The sequence below is a fragment of the Methylobacter sp. genome (assembly GCF_030680395.1).
In the GTDB taxonomy this organism is placed as follows: domain Bacteria; phylum Pseudomonadota; class Gammaproteobacteria; order Methylococcales; family Methylomonadaceae; genus Methylobacter_A.
The window spans coordinates 1-16,927 of the sequence record NZ_JAUXVR010000006.1; the positions used below are offsets into that span (position 1 = coordinate 1).

The 16,927-nt window shown below is 47.7% G+C and carries 12 protein-coding genes and 1 pseudogene; 1 reads left to right on the forward strand and 12 read right to left on the reverse strand.

Going from position 1 to position 16,927, the window contains the following annotated elements; translation table 11 throughout:
- The 8 genes and pseudogenes from Q8L79_RS01360 to Q8L79_RS01395 form a co-directional block, all read right to left on the reverse strand.
- A pseudogene (locus tag Q8L79_RS01360) lies at positions 1 to 216 on the reverse strand (IS4 family transposase); the annotation flags it as partial.
- Positions 217 to 407: 191 nt separating this feature from the next.
- Entirely contained in the window at positions 408 to 1,244 is an 837-nt protein-coding gene (locus Q8L79_RS01365; protein WP_305267334.1) for a hypothetical protein, read from the reverse strand.
- Positions 1,245 to 1,334: 90 nt separating this feature from the next.
- A complete protein-coding gene (locus Q8L79_RS01370; RefSeq protein WP_305267336.1) occupies positions 1,335 to 1,598 on the reverse strand; it encodes a hypothetical protein in 264 nt (87 codons plus the stop codon).
- A 188-nt stretch (positions 1,599 to 1,786) separates the two neighbouring features.
- On the reverse strand, positions 1,787 to 3,463 hold the full coding sequence (locus Q8L79_RS01375; RefSeq protein ID WP_305267339.1) for an AarF/ABC1/UbiB kinase family protein: 1,677 nt from the start codon (positions 3,461 to 3,463) through the stop codon (positions 1,787 to 1,789).
- A gap of 16 nt (positions 3,464 to 3,479) precedes the next feature.
- Positions 3,480 to 4,109 carry a DUF6781 family protein gene (locus Q8L79_RS01380; RefSeq protein WP_305267341.1) on the reverse strand — a complete coding sequence of 210 codons (630 nt, stop codon included), beginning with the start codon at positions 4,107 to 4,109 and terminating at the stop codon, positions 3,480 to 3,482.
- A gap of 134 nt (positions 4,110 to 4,243) precedes the next feature.
- Positions 4,244 to 5,221: a hypothetical protein gene (locus tag Q8L79_RS01385; protein WP_305267343.1), complete on the reverse strand. Its 978-nt coding sequence runs from the start codon at positions 5,219 to 5,221 to the stop codon at positions 4,244 to 4,246.
- Between the two features lie 39 nt (positions 5,222 to 5,260).
- Positions 5,261 to 6,523: an adenosylhomocysteinase gene (gene ahcY / locus Q8L79_RS01390; RefSeq protein ID WP_305267344.1), complete on the reverse strand. Its 1,263-nt coding sequence runs from the start codon at positions 6,521 to 6,523 to the stop codon at positions 5,261 to 5,263.
- The gene (locus tag Q8L79_RS01395) at positions 6,516 to 7,220 is read right to left on the reverse strand and encodes a protein-L-isoaspartate(D-aspartate) O-methyltransferase (protein WP_305267345.1); all 705 of its coding nucleotides are present in this window, start codon (positions 7,218 to 7,220) and stop codon (positions 6,516 to 6,518) included. The genes ahcY and Q8L79_RS01395 overlap by 8 nt, the downstream gene beginning before the upstream one ends.
- Positions 7,221 to 7,751: 531 nt before the next feature.
- On the opposite strand from Q8L79_RS01395, the gene Q8L79_RS01400 reads away from it, so the two are divergent.
- Positions 7,752 to 8,777 carry a zinc-dependent alcohol dehydrogenase family protein gene (locus tag Q8L79_RS01400; RefSeq protein ID WP_305267346.1) on the forward strand — a complete coding sequence of 342 codons (1,026 nt, stop codon included), beginning with the start codon at positions 7,752 to 7,754 and terminating at the stop codon, positions 8,775 to 8,777.
- A 229-nt stretch (positions 8,778 to 9,006) separates the two neighbouring features.
- Here Q8L79_RS01400 and Q8L79_RS01405 read toward each other — a convergent pair whose 3' ends face one another.
- From Q8L79_RS01405 to Q8L79_RS01420, 4 genes are all read right to left on the reverse strand, one after another.
- A complete protein-coding gene (locus tag Q8L79_RS01405; protein ID WP_305267348.1) occupies positions 9,007 to 12,339 on the reverse strand; it encodes an NAD-glutamate dehydrogenase domain-containing protein in 3,333 nt (1,110 codons plus the stop codon).
- Between the two features lie 149 nt (positions 12,340 to 12,488).
- Positions 12,489 to 12,914 carry an ATP-binding protein gene (locus tag Q8L79_RS01410; protein ID WP_305267350.1) on the reverse strand — a complete coding sequence of 142 codons (426 nt, stop codon included), beginning with the start codon at positions 12,912 to 12,914 and terminating at the stop codon, positions 12,489 to 12,491.
- 9 nt (positions 12,915 to 12,923) lie between these two features.
- Complete coding sequence (locus Q8L79_RS01415) at positions 12,924 to 13,262, reverse strand: STAS domain-containing protein (protein WP_305267352.1); 339 nt, start codon at positions 13,260 to 13,262, stop codon at positions 12,924 to 12,926.
- 107 nt (positions 13,263 to 13,369) lie between these two features.
- Positions 13,370 to 16,804 (reverse strand): mechanosensitive ion channel domain-containing protein, encoded by a 3,435-nt coding sequence (locus Q8L79_RS01420; protein ID WP_305267354.1) that lies wholly within the window; start codon positions 16,802 to 16,804, stop codon positions 13,370 to 13,372.
- Between the last annotated feature and the right edge of the window lie 123 nt (positions 16,805 to 16,927).

Below are 16,927 nucleotides of genomic sequence, written 5' to 3' on the forward strand. Positions count from 1 at the left end.
AGATTTTAGGTGACGATTCCCAACTAAGCGATCCAAGCGCTTGATTTTATGTTTGATAAACGTAGGCCCGGAAATCGCCCGACCCAGTGTCGTAATCGACACGGATGCGCCGGTCAAGCCGGCTCCGACCGCAATCATTAACGCATTGAGTCGCGCAGCATGAAGGTTGGGGAGTGACTGTTTTAACAGAGCATGTAATGTGTTGATGATCGACATAAGATTTTCCTGCTAACGCATTTTTTCTGGCGAGAAAATCTTATTTTAGCGACACTCAGGCTTTAATTGGATAAAAAATACTAAATAGCACATTGTTTTATATCGATATTTCGTGGGGATACCTCAGAATCTGACCCCATTGATTCTCCGTCAGGGCCGTCGCGCCTGCAGCGAATGGTTAGCCCCCCCGGCTACGGCAATGCAATAGACCAGTCAAACCATAATTCCTCGGAAGATTCAGAGATACCGACCCAGTTTATCCGCACACTTTCTGGGCTAGAAAGCAATCGCTGATTTTCGTAATTCCATTCGAATTCACCTTCGGCCAATGCGCCTGAAGCCAAAGGCCTAAGCACACCAAACGTGTAGTACTTCCACGCACCAGGAGGACCTATTCGAGTCTGGAAGAGCAACTCCTCCGTTCGGAGAGTAGACCTGAATCTGAATTCGCCTTCATCTTCCATGACCTCCGAAAGGGTAATTTTTCCTAGCGTGGTGGAGTGCATTGGCAGAATGAAACCGGAATCCGGAGAGCCGATAGTAAGTGCGATTGCGACAGAACTTGCCCCTCCGTCATCGTAGAACTCAATTTGAACCAGAGCTGACGGGCAGCAGTACCACCACGTTCTCCCACAAACCTTATGCGCTTGCCCGAGAATTTCAGCAACACGCTCTCGAGGAACACCTGGGCGCAAGTGCTCAAGCAGGTTTTTAGGAATCTTCGGATATAGAGATTCTGCAACATCGCCAAACGGGCCTTGCTTTGCACATAACGTGGCAAGACTATGCTCAATGCTTTGCAGCCTGCCGAGCAAGGTTTCCTGGCCTTCAGCAAGCACTGCTTTGATACTGATCGCGGTTACGTGATTGCTTTCGATGGCCTGCATGATTTCGCTATGCCCATGCGCACGCAACCATTCCACAAAGTCTGTTATTTCAAGGCTTTGCTTGTTTTTCCTGTGCGAAACGAAATCAGACAAGAGGCCGACTATCGTTGCAAATGATGTTGATGCTGATACAGGGTCCATAAGGGGTTCTAACGTAAAGCTAACCGGGCGCGGCACGGAAAGCTGAATAAACAAAACCGCACTGTAACCGCGCTCCGGTTGAGCGCCATGTTATATGTATTTTTCACTGATAATCTGTAAGTCGGGCAGGCCTTCTTTCCAATTATCCCACTCGTCCATCAAATGAAGGTGATCGTAATCAGTACCCATTTCATCCATTACGTCTGCTGCATGATTTAAGAATTTAGCTAGTTCTCTAATTGTCTCTGCGGAGGCTGCAATAGCAATAGATTCCATCTCCATTAGGCCCTCTAGTTCAGTATCTTTTTTCTTATATCCAGTAATCTTCATGATTTCACTAAATACATATAACATTAAGTAGACACCTAAGTAGGTGTATATTAAATTTCAACCACAGGTGTATATTGCAACTCCTGAGATCCGTTAGGCAAGATACTATAGATATTCAATTATCGATAGCAACCTTTTTATGCACCATGAAAATACACCTCCAAAACAAACTCCTTGATTATGCTCGAAAGGCCGTTTTTAACCCATAATAATTATTGCCCGCTTTTCCAAATGGACAGCAATAACCAGATCCCCCCCATAGTCGCAAAGGTGTATCCCAGAAACCCGAATGCCGGTAAGCCGAACAATTCCGGCCCGCCTTTTACCGTCATGATAATGGAAGAACCGATAATGAGCGCAGCGGTCACGATGCCCATGGTTAACCGGCTAATGGCATTATCAATATGATTAACATACTGACCCAGACGCCTGATGGTAATGTCAATCTGAAAGGCTCCTTTCCTTGATGCGCGCAACAGTTTACGCAGGTCTTTAGGCAAATTCGATAAAAGATCGGCAACGCTGAGCAGGTTGCGCCATCCACGCTGGGCCATAGCTTCCGGTCGGTAACGTTCCGCCATGACTTTTTGGATATAGGGCGCGGCAAAAACCAGTGTATTAAATTCCGGGTTAAGGTGTCTGCCGAGACCGTCCATCGTGATATAAGTTTTGACCAACAAGGTAAGATCGGCAGGCAAGATCAGTTTATGATCTCTTAAGATAGTCATCAGATCGCTCATCATGTCGGTCAGGCTTAAATCCTTTAGCGCCAGCGAGCTGTATTGATCGACAAAAGCTTCTATATCAATGATCAGCACTTGTTCATCGGTATAAATATTGTCCGACCAGTCTTCGAGTATCTCGGCTACTTTAATGGGCAGATGATTGGTCATGCCGTACAAAAGGCTGACAACCTGCCCCCTGCGCTCTTCAGTTAAACGGCCAATCATACCGAAATCGATAAATGCCAATTTATTATCTTCCAGATAAAACACATTGCCGGCATGCGGGTCGGCATGAAAAAAGCCGTCTTCCATAATCATCTTCATGACCGCCCCGGTGCCTCGATCGGCCAGCAGTTTTCTATCCAGTCCCGCTTGGTCCACAGCCGCAAGATCCCTGCCTTGAATGCCTTGAATGTATTCCTGCACATTGAGTCTTTCGCAGGTCCATTCCCAATATATGGCAGGAATCCTGATATTAAGGTCATCGGCTAAATTGGCGGCTATCCGTTCTGCGTTTCTACACTCGGCGGCCAGATCGAGTTCCCGGCGTAATGATTGGTTAAACTGACGCAGGACTTCTTTCGGATGAAATCGACGAATCTCCGGCGATTCGGATTCGGCAATATCAACAATACGCTGTAAAAGGCGCAAATCGGCTTCAATAAGTTTACGCAAGCCGGGTCTGCGAATTTTTAAAATAACCGGCGTTCCATCCTTGAGTACGGCTTTATGAACCTGGGCAATTGAAGCGGCGGCAAGGGACTCTCTTTCGACTTCTGAAAAAAATTCATCAATACTGCCGCCAAGATCTTCTTCAAGCTGGGGTAGCAGTTCCTCAAAAGGCATCGGAGGCACCTGATCCTGAAGCTTTTCAAACTCGGCTATATAAGCTGGAGAGAATAAATCGACGCGTGTCGCAAGGATTTGTCCCAATTTAATGAAAGTAGGCCCCAACTCTTCCAGGACATGGCGTATGCGTTGCGGCGCGTCGAGTTTTACAGTGTCTTCCATCTGCTGCCAATGCAGCACTTTGCCGGCGCGTTCTATTGCCTTGCCCATCCCCAAACCGCGCACAAAGCCGCCGAATCCATAACGGATTAATACCGATGCAATATCATGAGCCCTGCCCAAATCCTTGACTGCGTTTAACATCTCCCAAAACATGTTGTACTGCTGAATTTTATTTTTTGGAATGAGTCGGCTGCAGGCTTTCTGCAATGCCCAATAAAATACCGCTGCCTATTTTCGCCAAAGCGGAAGCTGTCGCAGCCGTACTTGATATAATCACGCCCGTATTTACGTTCGGCAAGCCTTTAATCGCTTTCAGGGCGGTTAATGTTTGCTTGCCGACTGCCGTTCCGCTTTTGTGCGCATGAGCAATAAAATCATTAACGATGTCGGCAGTCACCTGAGTGCTGCCTTTGGCGACTTTCTCCAAGGTATCGATAAACAATCTTTCCATGCTCTGTATGTCTTTAATTGCATCGTTAAAATCATGTTGGGAAGTGACTTTGGAAGCCGCCTCTTGAATAGCCAGCGTCGATGCTTCTGTCGCAATCGCCAACGCATCATCCAATGCCGTGACCGCATGCGTAAAAGTCCCTTTAGCATGCTCATCCTGACCGGCTATACCCTCATCAATACCTTTAGCGACTGCTTCAGCAACGTTCTTGATATTTTTTATATCCAGCTGCCCTTTGGTCAGTGCTTTTAATGTTATATCCTTAACTTGCTGATGAACATCGGCTCCCGATTCAACCGCTGCCCGGACTGCATCTTTAACGTCTTGTTGTTGGTTTGTTTCAGTCATGGTTATTCTCCAGATTAAATAATGAGAGGGCAGGGAAAATGTGCTGATCCCATGCCGCCTGTCCTGTGAGCTTGTCGAAGGGCGCATCAATATCAAATCCGTCCAAAACAGTGCTTTTGATTTTTCAGTCAAGATCATATGCTTTCGGGAGTCCCTGCCGTATCCGATTCGCCATGGAGGCTGAAACATTTTTTCCTAGCCGAAGCGGGCGCATAGATAAAATCGTTGCAAGGGGCTTTTTCTTTATCGATCAGGGTTAATTTATGTCTTTCCAGCATCCAGCGCCGTTGAAAATAGTCTAAAAAAAGATCCGGCATGCTCCACTGTTCCGATTCAAAAAAGTAACAGCTGTCATTTTTCAGTTCCGTCTGCCAATGCAAATAAGGCATTCTTCCTATCGGCTCGGCCAGGTAAAAACTGTTGAATATTTCCAGGACTTTTAACTTTTTGCGAAGAACCATAAACAAAGGCGTACTGGGTAAGTTATCGTAATCGTAAGCAAATATGCCCAGCGTTCCGCCATCCTTTTCATCGATCCGCCCTGCTATATCTTCGAGCAAGGACAAAAACAAGCGGTTATATTGCCTGAATTCCTCCGCGCCAAAGCCGATTATTTCCTGCGCATAGTGCTCTGAAGTCGGACCGTCCTTCAAAACAAGCATCCTGAAATGAACGCCTTTTTTAATGGCAACTTCAAATTCCCGGCAATAATGCCTATAACGAGGATCAAAGGTAATTAACCAGTAAACATAATCGCCGGGATACAGGCTGTGCATGATTTCTGAAAAATCCAATTCTTTCTCGGTTATTCCTAAAAACCCCCGCTTCTTGGCATTGATAACTGTCCCATCGATATACTTGGTCAGTACGCTCTGAAATATCTTCTCGGTTTCTTTGCGCTCTTCGGTAGCAATTATCCAGTGATGAAAAAAACCCACTGAAATCACCACCGATGTGAACAAGCCGAACTCGGAGATAATCTTTACCAGCCAGACATATTCTTTATCGCCAAGATCAACTGCCAGTACGGCAAAAATCTTGTAAACGGTAAACCCGCCAAAAATAAGCACCAGCGCGAATAGCCATTTCAGAATATTAAGATTTGACGACATATCTATTGCTCCTGCCCGTTTTATAGGGCGACAAGAGGTTCATGTGCCTTCTTTCCATGATGACAGATACGCCTGCTGTTCCGGGCTTAAGCTATCAATACCAAGATGCATCGCCGCCAGTTTCATCACAGCGATCTGTTGATCAATATCGGTCGGCACCGGGTACACCCTATTTTCAAGATCAGCTCCTTGCTCCCATAAATAGGCAATGCTCAAGGCCTGATTGGCAAAACTCATATCCATAACCGTTGCCGGATGACCTTCTGCGGCAGCCAGGTTGACCAGCCGTCCTTCGGCCAACAGCCTTACAGTGCGCCCGTCTTTAAGCTGATAGGCTTCAACGCCGGTCCGCGGACGGTGTTTTGTTACCGCCATATTTTCCAACGCCGGGATGTTGATTTCAACATTGAAATGTCCTGAATTGGCGATCACGCAGCCGTCTTTGATGACCTCAAAATGGGCTTGATCCAGCACATGCTTGTCACCGGTCGCGGTAATAATAAAATCCGAACAGGCGGCGGCCTCCAGCATGGGCATGACGCGAAAGCCATCCATCGCGGCTTCCAGCGCCCTAAGCGGATCGACTTCGGTAATAATGACCTGCGCGCCGTGGCCTTTGGCGCGCATGGCGATACCGCGACCGCACCAGCCGTAGCCTGCAACCGTAAAGGTCTTACCGGCCAGCAATATATTGGTGGCGCGAATAATGCCGTCCAGCGTGCTTTGGCCGGTCCCGTAACGGTTATCGAACAGGTGTTTGGTCATCGCATCGTTGACCGCGATTACCGGAAATTTGAGTGCGCCATCTACCGCCATGGCGCGCAGGCGAATCACGCCGGTGGTGGTTTCTTCGGTGCCGCCGATAACCCCGGCCAACAAATCGCTACGGTTTTTGTGCAGCTCGCTGACCAGATCGGCACCGTCATCCATAGTCAACTGAGGCCTGTGCTCCAGCGCTTTGGCTATATGCCGGTAATAAGTGCTGCCGTCTTCTCCTTTAATAGCAAAGGTGGGAATCCGGTAATGCTGCACCAGTGCGGCAGCGACATCATCCTGAGTGCTGAGCGGATTACTGGCGCATAAGACCAGCTCCGCGCCGCCCGCTTTAAGGGTGCGGGCCAGGTTGGCGGTTTCGGTAGTGATATGCAGGCAAGCGCTGATCCGGACGCCCGCCAATGGCCGCTGTTCGGCAAAACGATCATGGATGGCGCTCAGTACCGGCATTTCAGTCAGCGCCCATTCAATACGTTCACGCCCTTGATCAGCCAGCGAGAAATTTTTTATGTCATGATCGTTATTCATAATACAGATCACCTGACTCGGAGTCTTTGCCGGTTGTTTCCGCATCGCAACCATCGATAAGCGGTACAAAATTGACGCCCAAAATACTACGGGGCTCGATTTTACCGTTGGCCTTTTTTTCTATAACCATCAATTCCTGATAGTTGTAAGGCAAACCGACCGGAATAACCAAGCGAGCGCCGGTGCGCAATTGATCAATAAGGGGCCGGGGAATATGAAGGGTAGCGGCGGTGACTATGATGCCGTCAAAGGGTGCATGTTCCGGCCAACCCAAGCGGCCGTCGCCGGTTTTAACCGTTACATTGTTATAGCCCATTTTTTTGAGTTGGCGGCGCGCGTTGACGGACAGCTCTGCTATGACTTCGAGCGAATAAACCTGTTTAACCAGTCTCGAAAGGATAGCCGCCTGATAGCCGGAACCGGTGCCTATTTCCAGGATAGTATCGGTAGGCTTGGTATTCAACAAGTCGGTCATCAGGGCGACAATATACGGCTGGGAAATGGTCTGTCCCGAGCCGATGGGTGCCGGGCCGTTATCATAGGCAAAAAAGCGAAAATCCGCAGGCAAAAACTTATGTCGAGGCACCTGTTTTATGGCCGTCATGACCCTGTCGTCCAATGCATCCTTACCGATCAGATGACGGGTCTGGTTAACTTCCATTTCAATATCCTCCAACATGCGTTGCAGACCGCTCATCAATTGTGCCCCCCGGTGTCTGTTACGTTGTTACGGTCTTCGTGGGAATGCTCTATAACAATTCACGGCATGGATTGGTTACAGCGTTTTTAACTTAAATTAGGAATGAACATGAAACAATTTGAACAACTCGCGGCGTAAGTTTTCAGCGGGAGTGCAAGCTTTGCTTGCGCTTGCAGGCGAAGCTTCCGTTCCTGTCGCGCCATAGTTTCAATAAGCATCGTCGCTGTTTTAGTCATTAACTGAATTTGGAAACGCTGTATCTCCAGCAACACGAACTATAATTCAAACACGAGTCCGGGGCGCTTTCAATTAGTGACATTACTTATAGCTTTGCGTCAAAAGCCGTAGCAAAATCAAAATTAAGCGAGGTTGCAACATCAATCGTTCGAGACGGCCGACTGATTATCTTTTGAGAAAATAACGAAAGCCCATAAATACAAAAACCGCGCAGATACATCAACCCGGTTACATGCTATTGATTAGATATATGAATTTTTCCGCTTAAGCTGTACATATGGAGCGAAATTAATGAAAGCCATGGTATTGAAAGCGCTCTGTAACCTTAAAGAACATTCCTTGCCGCTGAAATTGATGGATCTGCCGATTCCGATTCCCGGTGAACATGAAGTCCTGCTGAAAGTTTTAGCCTGCGGAATTTGCCATACCGAATTGGACGAAATTGAAGGGCGCACTCCGCCGCCGCACTTACCGATCATTCCCGGGCACCAAGTGGTAGGCCGGGTTGAAGCCCTCGGCAGCAAGGTCAGCACCGTTAAGTTGGGTAACAGAGTGGGCGTTGCATGGATTTTCTCTGCTTGCGGCACATGTAAATTTTGTCTGGCAGACCACGAAAACCTGTGCCCGCATTTCGCGGCAACCGGTCGCGACGCCAATGGCGGCTATGCCCAATATATGACTGTTGCGGAAGCTTTCACCTATGCGATTCCGGAAAATTTTTCCGACCTGCAAGCCGCTCCTTTGCTTTGCGCCGGCGCCATCGGCTACCGCTCATTACGCTTGAGCGGCCTAAAGAACGGCCAACGGCTGGGACTGACCGGCTTTGGCGCCTCGGCGCACCTGGTGCTGAAGATGGCGCAATATCAATATCCGGATTGCGAAATTTATGTTTTTGCCCGAAGCGCCAAAGAAAGAGCGTTTGCCGAAGAACTGGGCGCAATATGGACAGGAGATACTATCGAACGAGCGCCCCATAAACTGGACCGCATCATCGATACCACTCCGGTATGGGAACCTGTTGTTGAAGCCTTGGCAAACCTGGAATCCGGCGGCAGGCTGGTGATTAACGCAATTCGCAAGGAAGGCGACAAGCGTTGCCTGCTGAACCTGGATTATCCTCTGCACTTTTGGCAGGAAAAAGAACTCAAGAGCGTCGCCAATATCACCCGAAACGATGTAAAGGTGTTTTTGGGCTTGGCGGCGGAAATGAATCTCCAGCCCGAGATTCAGGTCTTTGCATTGGAACAGGCAAATGAGGCCTTGCTTGAGCTGAAGACAGGAAAGATTCGCGGAGCCAAGGTGTTGAAAATAGTTTGATCAAACCCTGTCATTCCGGATTGCTGCCCAATTACAGGTTTTCACCGGCTTTTGCTTATCTGCCGCCTCATGCGCAAGACATGTTTCACAGAATTCAGCACATCAATATCAATATCCATCACCAGCACTTATAGTAATCACTGATGTTACGCACGGATGGTATTTCACCCACTACCATTTTGTGCACGTTCCTATGCGGTGCAGCGAGCCGCCAATACTGTTCCTCTCATTACAAGCGATCGTCAACCAAATGCTCCAGCTCCCTGGTCAACGCAATATAGGGAAACAGGTTAACCGGCACTGTGCTGTTAATTTCTTGATAAATGCGCCGGTATCGGTTGATTTTATGTTTTTGATCCGGCTGCTCAAAGTAATCGGCACACGTTTCAGTCTTGCTTGCAAGGATGTTTTTAATGACTTGGCCGATCACCCGTTTCATATCCTCTTGCAATTCATTCAGCACTTTTCGCTCCCAGTAATCGTGCATGGGCATTTTCGCCAACTGCTCATTGACCTCATACAACCCCAGATAACTGTTGATTTCATTGAACAGTTTCAGTGTGGCGACAAAATTCCGCTCGGTTTCGGCTGCCAATGAAACGATCAGTGGAAAATCATTGAGGCTGGATATAAACACCATGCTGAGCGCCAGTTGCTCGGGAATGCCGTCTTGCCGATATTGCTCCAACTGCTCGCCAAACTCGGCGTAGTCGCTTTTAAAATAGTGCTCGTAGTCCTTTAAATGACGGCTATAACAGACAACGGTCTGTGCATTCGGCCGGATTTTTCTTCCCTGCATTAAGGCCCAATGACAAAAACCGGTCAGGGTATTTTCCAGTTGCATCAATAACCGGTATTGCTTATCGGCCGCTATTTTATTGTCCAGCGCACTAATTGCCTGCCGCAAAGCATCGCCATTTAAAACCCGGTCGAAAGTCAGATAACAGGTAACATGATCCAGCATGTTTTCGCTGTCGGCATCCAGGCTTAAAAAACCGCACCCGGCCTGATTGATGATTTTATTGCTGATCAGGGTGGCTTTGATTTCATGGGCCAAGGGGTGGCCGGACAGGTAGCCTGCATACTGTTTGCTGATCTGCCCGGGAAAATAGGCGTTCAAATAGCAGCTGCAACACTCTTCCTGCAGCAAGGCGGATTGATCCTGTATTAATTGGGTCAGGTACATTTTGCCGGCGGCCATCAATACCGCAAGCTCAGGCCGGGTAATGACCTGTCCGGGCCGGGACATGACATCTTTGGTTTGCGGAAAGCATTCAACGGCTCTATCGAAAAAACCGGCGGTTTCCAAACTTTCGGCCAACTGCAAAAAAAACACTGAACTCTCAGCGCAGCGCAGTTGTTCCAAAGATAAACACAGGCTTTGGGCGATATTATCGGCCAGCACCAACTGGCAAACATCCTGAGTCATGCTGATAAATAACGGTTGATAATCATCAATCAGGTTTTTCTTTTGCAGACCGACCAGGAAAATTTTTAAATTCACTTCATGATCGGAAGTATCAACGCCTGCCGAGTTATCGACCGCATCGGTGTTAATGTGCCCTCCCCGCAAACTGTATTCAATCCGCGCTTTTTGGGTAAAGCCCAGGTTAGCGCCTTCGCCGACAACGCCGGCGCCCAGATCGGCCGCATCCACCCGCACGTTATCATTAGCCCGGTCGCCGACATCTTCATGTTTTTCTGTGCTTGCTTTTACGTAAGTGCCGATACCGCCCAACCATAATAATTCCACGGGAGCCCTCAGCAAGTAACGGATCAGGGATTCGCCATCCAGCGATTTGTAACGCACGCCTAACCATTTCCTCAACTCGGCGGAAACCGGAATATCTTTGGCCGACCTTAAATAAACGCCGCCGCCTTCTGAAATGAGCGTCCGGTCATAATCATCCCAACTGGAACCCGGCAACTCAAACAAACGCTTGCGCTCATTAAATACCGCTTCGCTTTCGGACGGATTCGGATCGATAAATATATGTTGGCCGCTAAAAGCCGCCAGCAGCCGGATACACGGCGACAACAGCATGCCGTTGCCAAACACATCGCCATCCATGCTGCCGATGCCGACTACGCTAAAGGCTTCGCTTTGTATGTCTTTGCCTAATTCACGAAAATGGCGTTTTATACATTCCCAGGCACCGCGAGCCGTAATACCCAGCGCTTTGTGATCATAACCGCGGGAGCCGCCGCTGGCAAAGGCATCGCCCAGCCAGAATTGGTATTCTGTCGAAACGGCGTTGGCAATATCCGAGAACTGAGCCGTGCCTTTATCGGCTGCCACCACCAGATACGGATCGGGGTCATCGTAGCAGACGATGTTCTGCGGCTTGACGATGTTGCCGTCGATATAATTGTCGGTTAAATCAAGCAAGCCGCGTATCAGGGTGAGATAGGCTTTTTTCCCTGCTTCTTTCATCACCAGGCTGGAGGATTTTGGACCGTTCTTTTTAACGACAAATCCGCCCTTGGCTCCTGTCGGGATAATCAGGGCGTTTTTGCTGATCTGGGTTTGCATCAGCCCCAGGATTTCGGTTCTGAAATCATCGGGACGATCCGACCAGCGGATACCGCCACGGGAAATCTTGCCGCTACGTAAATGGATGCCTTCCATATCCACTGCATGGACGTAAATCTCGTTTTGCGGCTTGGGCGCAGGCATATCAATAATGCCCAGGCTGTTAATTTTAAAAGCGATGAAATAATCATCCAAGCCGCGACGCAGCTCAAAATTACAGCGCATCGTCGCATCGATCAGGTTAAATAAGGTACGCAAAATCCGGTCGTCATTAATATCGGAAACCGAGGCGATGTTCTCCAGTAATTGCAAACGCAACGGGAATGAAGCCTGTTCTTCCCTGATTACAGGATCGTCCCAATCAGGGTTCGGTCTAAAGCGCACTTCAAAATAATCAAACAAACCCAGCGCAACCTGCGGGTTGTTAATCAAGGCGCGATGAATGCTGGCTCGAGTGGTTTGATGCCCCAGTTGCAAATAATAGTTCCGGTAAGCCCTGAGCGCATCGATTTCCTGCCAGTCCATTCCAGTCAGAATACACAGTTTGTTGAGCGCATCATTTTCAATAACCCCATCCATTATTACTTGAATGGTTTCCAGCATCCGGCTTCTTAACTTGACGAAAGGCGCGCACTGGCTTTTTGCCTTAATGGTGAAACTTTTAATAAACAGGGTAACGTCATCCACAGTAATCGAAAATTGCACCTGATCCATGACTCTTAAATGCATATTTTCGAGAACCGGAATATATTCGTCCAGATAACGCGGTTGTCGGCTGTAAAAATGCAGCCGGTAGTGACTGACTCTTTTGCTGGGGTTAAGCAGGCTGATGCGCTGGTTGTTTGAGGCCAAAATGCGCTCAAGGTGCAGTATATCTTTTAACGCATAACGCGGCGAAACCAGCGCCCGATATTCAGCCGAAAATGCTGACTGATATTTTTGCCATAATTGATGCCCGGCTTGTTTGCCCAAAGCTCTTTCAGCTATATGCCGCAAGGCAATCGGCCAGGATTTGGTGAGTCTGTTCAATTACTTATCCCCTGTAACTGTTCGGCAGTTAGAAAAACAGCACTCGGCAACGGCTCCATGCAGTCGACGAATGACGCGGACTAAACTTATTTAGCCTTCTGAAATACGTACAGCCTGCGCTGCAAGGCTTATTTGTCAGCGGAATTGTATCAGCTCAAGTATTTTATGATTTCCAAAACATTACAATCACCCTGCCGGGTATAGGTCACCGAATCCATCAAGGTACGGATAAAAAATATACCCATGCCGCCTTCTTTGGGGTGATCGAAATCCGGTAGCGGCACAGACTCCAGATCGAAGCCCTGCCCGTGATCATAGACCTTGATGTTCAGTTCGTTTTCCTGGATATGGATGGTGATTCTGACGGTATCATCCGGGTTCGCCAGTGTTCCGTGTTTGATGGCATTAATGGTCGCTTCCGTTAATACCAGATTTAAATGATAAGCCAACGCCTCCCGATCACCGGAAAATTTATCCAGTTCTTTTGCTATATGCTCGCCGATACTTCCGATCAAATCCAGATATTTGGTCTGTGTCGGAATGATTACCTCTACCTGAATAATCGAATTACACATATAAAACCTCTAGGCTTCGCTGTCAAAAGCCTCATTTAAATCAGCATAAATATCAAAAACCCTGTTTAATCGGGTTAACTCAAACATTGATAACACCTGTTGCTGCATGTTGGCTAAAGCCAGTTTGCCTGACTTGGCCGCTGCATTTTTATAACCGGACAGCAAAGCGCCTAAACCGGAGCTATCAATAAAACGCACATGTTCGAGCTGGACAATAATATTGACTTCACCCTGCTCTATCAGGTGCAAAACAGCTTCCTTTAATTCTCCTGAATTATGCGCATCTATCCTTGCTTCCTTGATAAAAAGGACGGTGCAGCCATTTATTTTTTCCAGATTTAAATTCATTGGTTTTTTTAAGTGTGATGAATATTAAAAACAAATTCTGTAATCGAATCATAGCACCATAAGCAACATTACAAATGTATTATCCCCAACCCGGTCGGGATGGTTTTTTACTCACCGGTAATTCGCTGCACCTCATCATTTATCTCGTCGTGTTCATGTACGATAGAACGAACATGAATGTCCCTCTGCGGAAAAGGAATTTCTATCTTATGCTCACGCAGGGCTTTTTCAAGCCGAATATGCAAATCATGCGCAACCGGCAGACGATTTGATAATTCACTGACAAAAATACGGATGGAAAAATTCAGCGAGCTATCGCCAAAGCCGACCAGCAATACGCTCGGCTCAGGCTCTGCAAGTACCATCGGCGTCGACCTTACCGTATCGATCATAATCTTGTGCGCCAATTCAATATCGGAACCGTAAGCGATACCCACAGGAATCACCACACGGGTTATTGGATCGCTTAAAGTCCAGTTGATAAGCTGACTGGTAATAAAGGTTTTGTTCGGCACAATCAGGTCTTTCTGATCCATGTCTATCAGCGTGGTGGCACGCATCTGGATACGGCTGACTTTACCGGTGACCGTACCGATGGTGACGGTATCGCCGACCCGAATCGGGCGTTCAAACAACAGGATAATACCCGACACCATATTGGCGAAGATTTCCTGCAAACCGAAACCCAAGCCGACGCTGAGTGCTGCAACCAGCCACTGCACCTGCGACCAGCTGCCGCCCAGCTCGTTTGCGATGCTGATAAAGCCTATCGAAAATAAAACGTATTTGGCCAGCTGATTAACGGCATAACGACCGCCCGCCTCTATCGGCAAACGTCTAAAAACCAGCAACTCCATCACGCCGGAAAAATTTCGTACCGCGACCACCGCAATAAAAACATATAACCCGGCCAGAAAGAGATTAGTCATGGTTATCGGTTGGTAGCTTTCCTGATGATCGATATTGACCAAATGCTGCCAAAGCACAATACGGTCCAGAAATGAAAAGGCCGGCAAGATATTTTTCCAGATCATCCAGAAACCGATCACCAGCGTAAAACCGATAAAGACATTAAGCAGCTTTATGGTTTGGGCGTTTATTTTAGGAATATCGATTTGCTGCTCATCAACCGGCAGTATCGGATCTTCCGATCCTGCCAAATGCTTTTCGGTAACCGCCGCAGCTTTGCGTTTTTGTCTGGCATTTGTGATGGCCAATTGTCGGTTAACCAGTGTTAACCAACGAAACACCAGCGCATGAATGATAATGGTCAAAAAAATCAGCCGCAGGGTAATAATCAGCTTTTGCTGCAACTCCAATGCGCTCAAATAGTAGCCTGCGACAGCAAAACCGATGATAACCAACGGTATGCAAATGGCTGCCGCATACCAGACATAGCGCAGCCTGGTTATCCACCCATCAGGGTTTTTATTGATATAGCCGTATAACAAGCCGGTAGAAGGTTTCAAGACCCGGCCCGCAAACACAGCCATCACAATCATGATGATAATCAACGCAAGGCGGCCGATACTGTCACTGTGTGCCGAAAATTTTGATGCACTGGTGCTGCTGATAATAAACACCCCCGGCACCACAATAAAACGTATCCAGGCAACCTGTGTGCGTAAAAGGCTGACTGTGCTTTTTTGCCATTGAAAATGTTTACGCGCGATACCCTCGGCTGCAAACAAACGGTAAAAAAATTGCAGTAAAAACAAAGGCAGTGCAATGCCTTGCAAGCCCTCGCCAACCGCTTTAGTGAAGTCGGCAACCTGGATACTGCTGCTCAAAAACCAGCCCAAGTAATAGAAAATTAGTGGCAGCGGCAATACCAGTATTAAGTTGTAGCCCAGAGCTCTTAAGGTGTAATAAAAACTATCCGTTTTGTCCGAGATAGCCGTTAACTGAATCTTTGCCCAATTTCTGCTCAACTGCAAGCCGACTAAACACAGTATCGCAAGAAAGGTCAAAAAGAGCTGATGCAGGGTTAGCTTAACAGTATCTTTAATCACTGCCATCCAGTTAAACGGCGACAGCAGCCATTGTGCGGAGTGATACAAATCGGCTATATAACCCAAGTTAATCGGCTCGGAACTGGGCACCCACAGCAAACGCTCATCCAAATAAATGGCAAATTTACCGGCCTGAGCGCTCATCTGTTGTCTGGCGAAATCAAAGTCGCCCAGCATGCGCAGATACGTTGTATAGGCAACGGACAGCTTGTTGAGCAGTTCTTTCTGATTATTCAGTAATACCCGCAACTCAGCCTGTATCATCATGCGCTGATCCGCAGGCAAGGCTGGATCGACCTGCTGTTTCATCATGTCGTTCAGTTCGGCGTCAACATCAATCAGCCGTTTCAGCTTGTCTTCAACCTTGAATTGCGCAAGACTGGTTATGGCGGTTTCGTTCTGAATGGTCTCGGACTGTTGCTTAAACTCATCCTGAACCGATAAATTACGCCGCTGCTCACGCAGGATTTTGCCCAGTGCCGGACTTAAACCTGCCAGACTGATTTTCTTTTCGGCGCTTTTAAAATCGATTTCAATTTCACCGGCCTGAGCCTCAACCTTGGTTTTTTGTTCAGTGTAGTGTTCAATTGCGGCTGTAATGTCCTGCAAATCGCGGCTGTATTGAATATTCTCCCGCGTACTTTCCTGAATAAGGGGATGCTTGCCGGAAACCGCTTTTTCCGCCAGACTGAGTGCATCCTGCATTTGCTTCGCTTCTTGCTGCCGCAGATCGAAAGTAAGACTTTCGATTGCCGCAACAACCGGATTCAATGCCGACTTTTGTACATCCAGTAACTGAAACTGAGTTTTAAGCAATTCCACTCTGGCCGGATTACTGATCGCTTCAACATCGAGCATTTTTAGCTCGGCAGTACGCGAATCAATCAGTGTTTTCAGCTGCACTTGCCTGGCTTCGGCTTCCAATTTTGTATCCGCCTTACCGCTCGGGACTTGCAACTTTTTCTGTGCCGCTTCCATATCTTGCTGTGCCGCTACCGTTTCTTCGCGGATCAGCTGTGGACGAGTATTTTGCACAGCCAGCTCAGTTTCAAGCTTTTTTATCTGCTCATCAAGATTACTGATCTTCCCTTTTTCAAGAATAAGCCGCTGCTCAAGCTCCTCGACCGGTATCCGGCTAAAGTCCTCCAGTTTTTGCTTGGATATTTTCAGCAAGGTCTGCTCAAGTTCCTTTTGCAGCTTTTTGGTTTGCTCCGGCGCTTGCTTGGTAGCCGCCTTAAAATCGACGGTATGCGCTTTAAACTTTTCGACATTGGCCAAATTATCTTCCGCCCCCTGATAAATAGACAGCAATTTGGATTTTGTCGCCTCATCGATACCTTCCCGGCTATTGATAGCCTCGATTTTGGCCTTTAGCATGTCTTTATTGATGTCAAACATTGCGTTTTTTTGCCCGACATCCGGCGTAGTGCTTTTGGCCCACGCTCCGGTTGAGTCCAAGGTGATAATAAGCAACAAAAACAGAAAAGGGAGTATTTTTGGTTGAGCGACAGGGAAATTAATGATTTTCATAGATTAAATAGTACAACGGGGAATAAATATACAGTGATATTGTAAACTGTTTTTGCCGGTTCCGAAGCAGGAAGCTTGAGTCTAGGGAACGGCAGGATGGGTAGAGGCCATAGCCGAAACCAG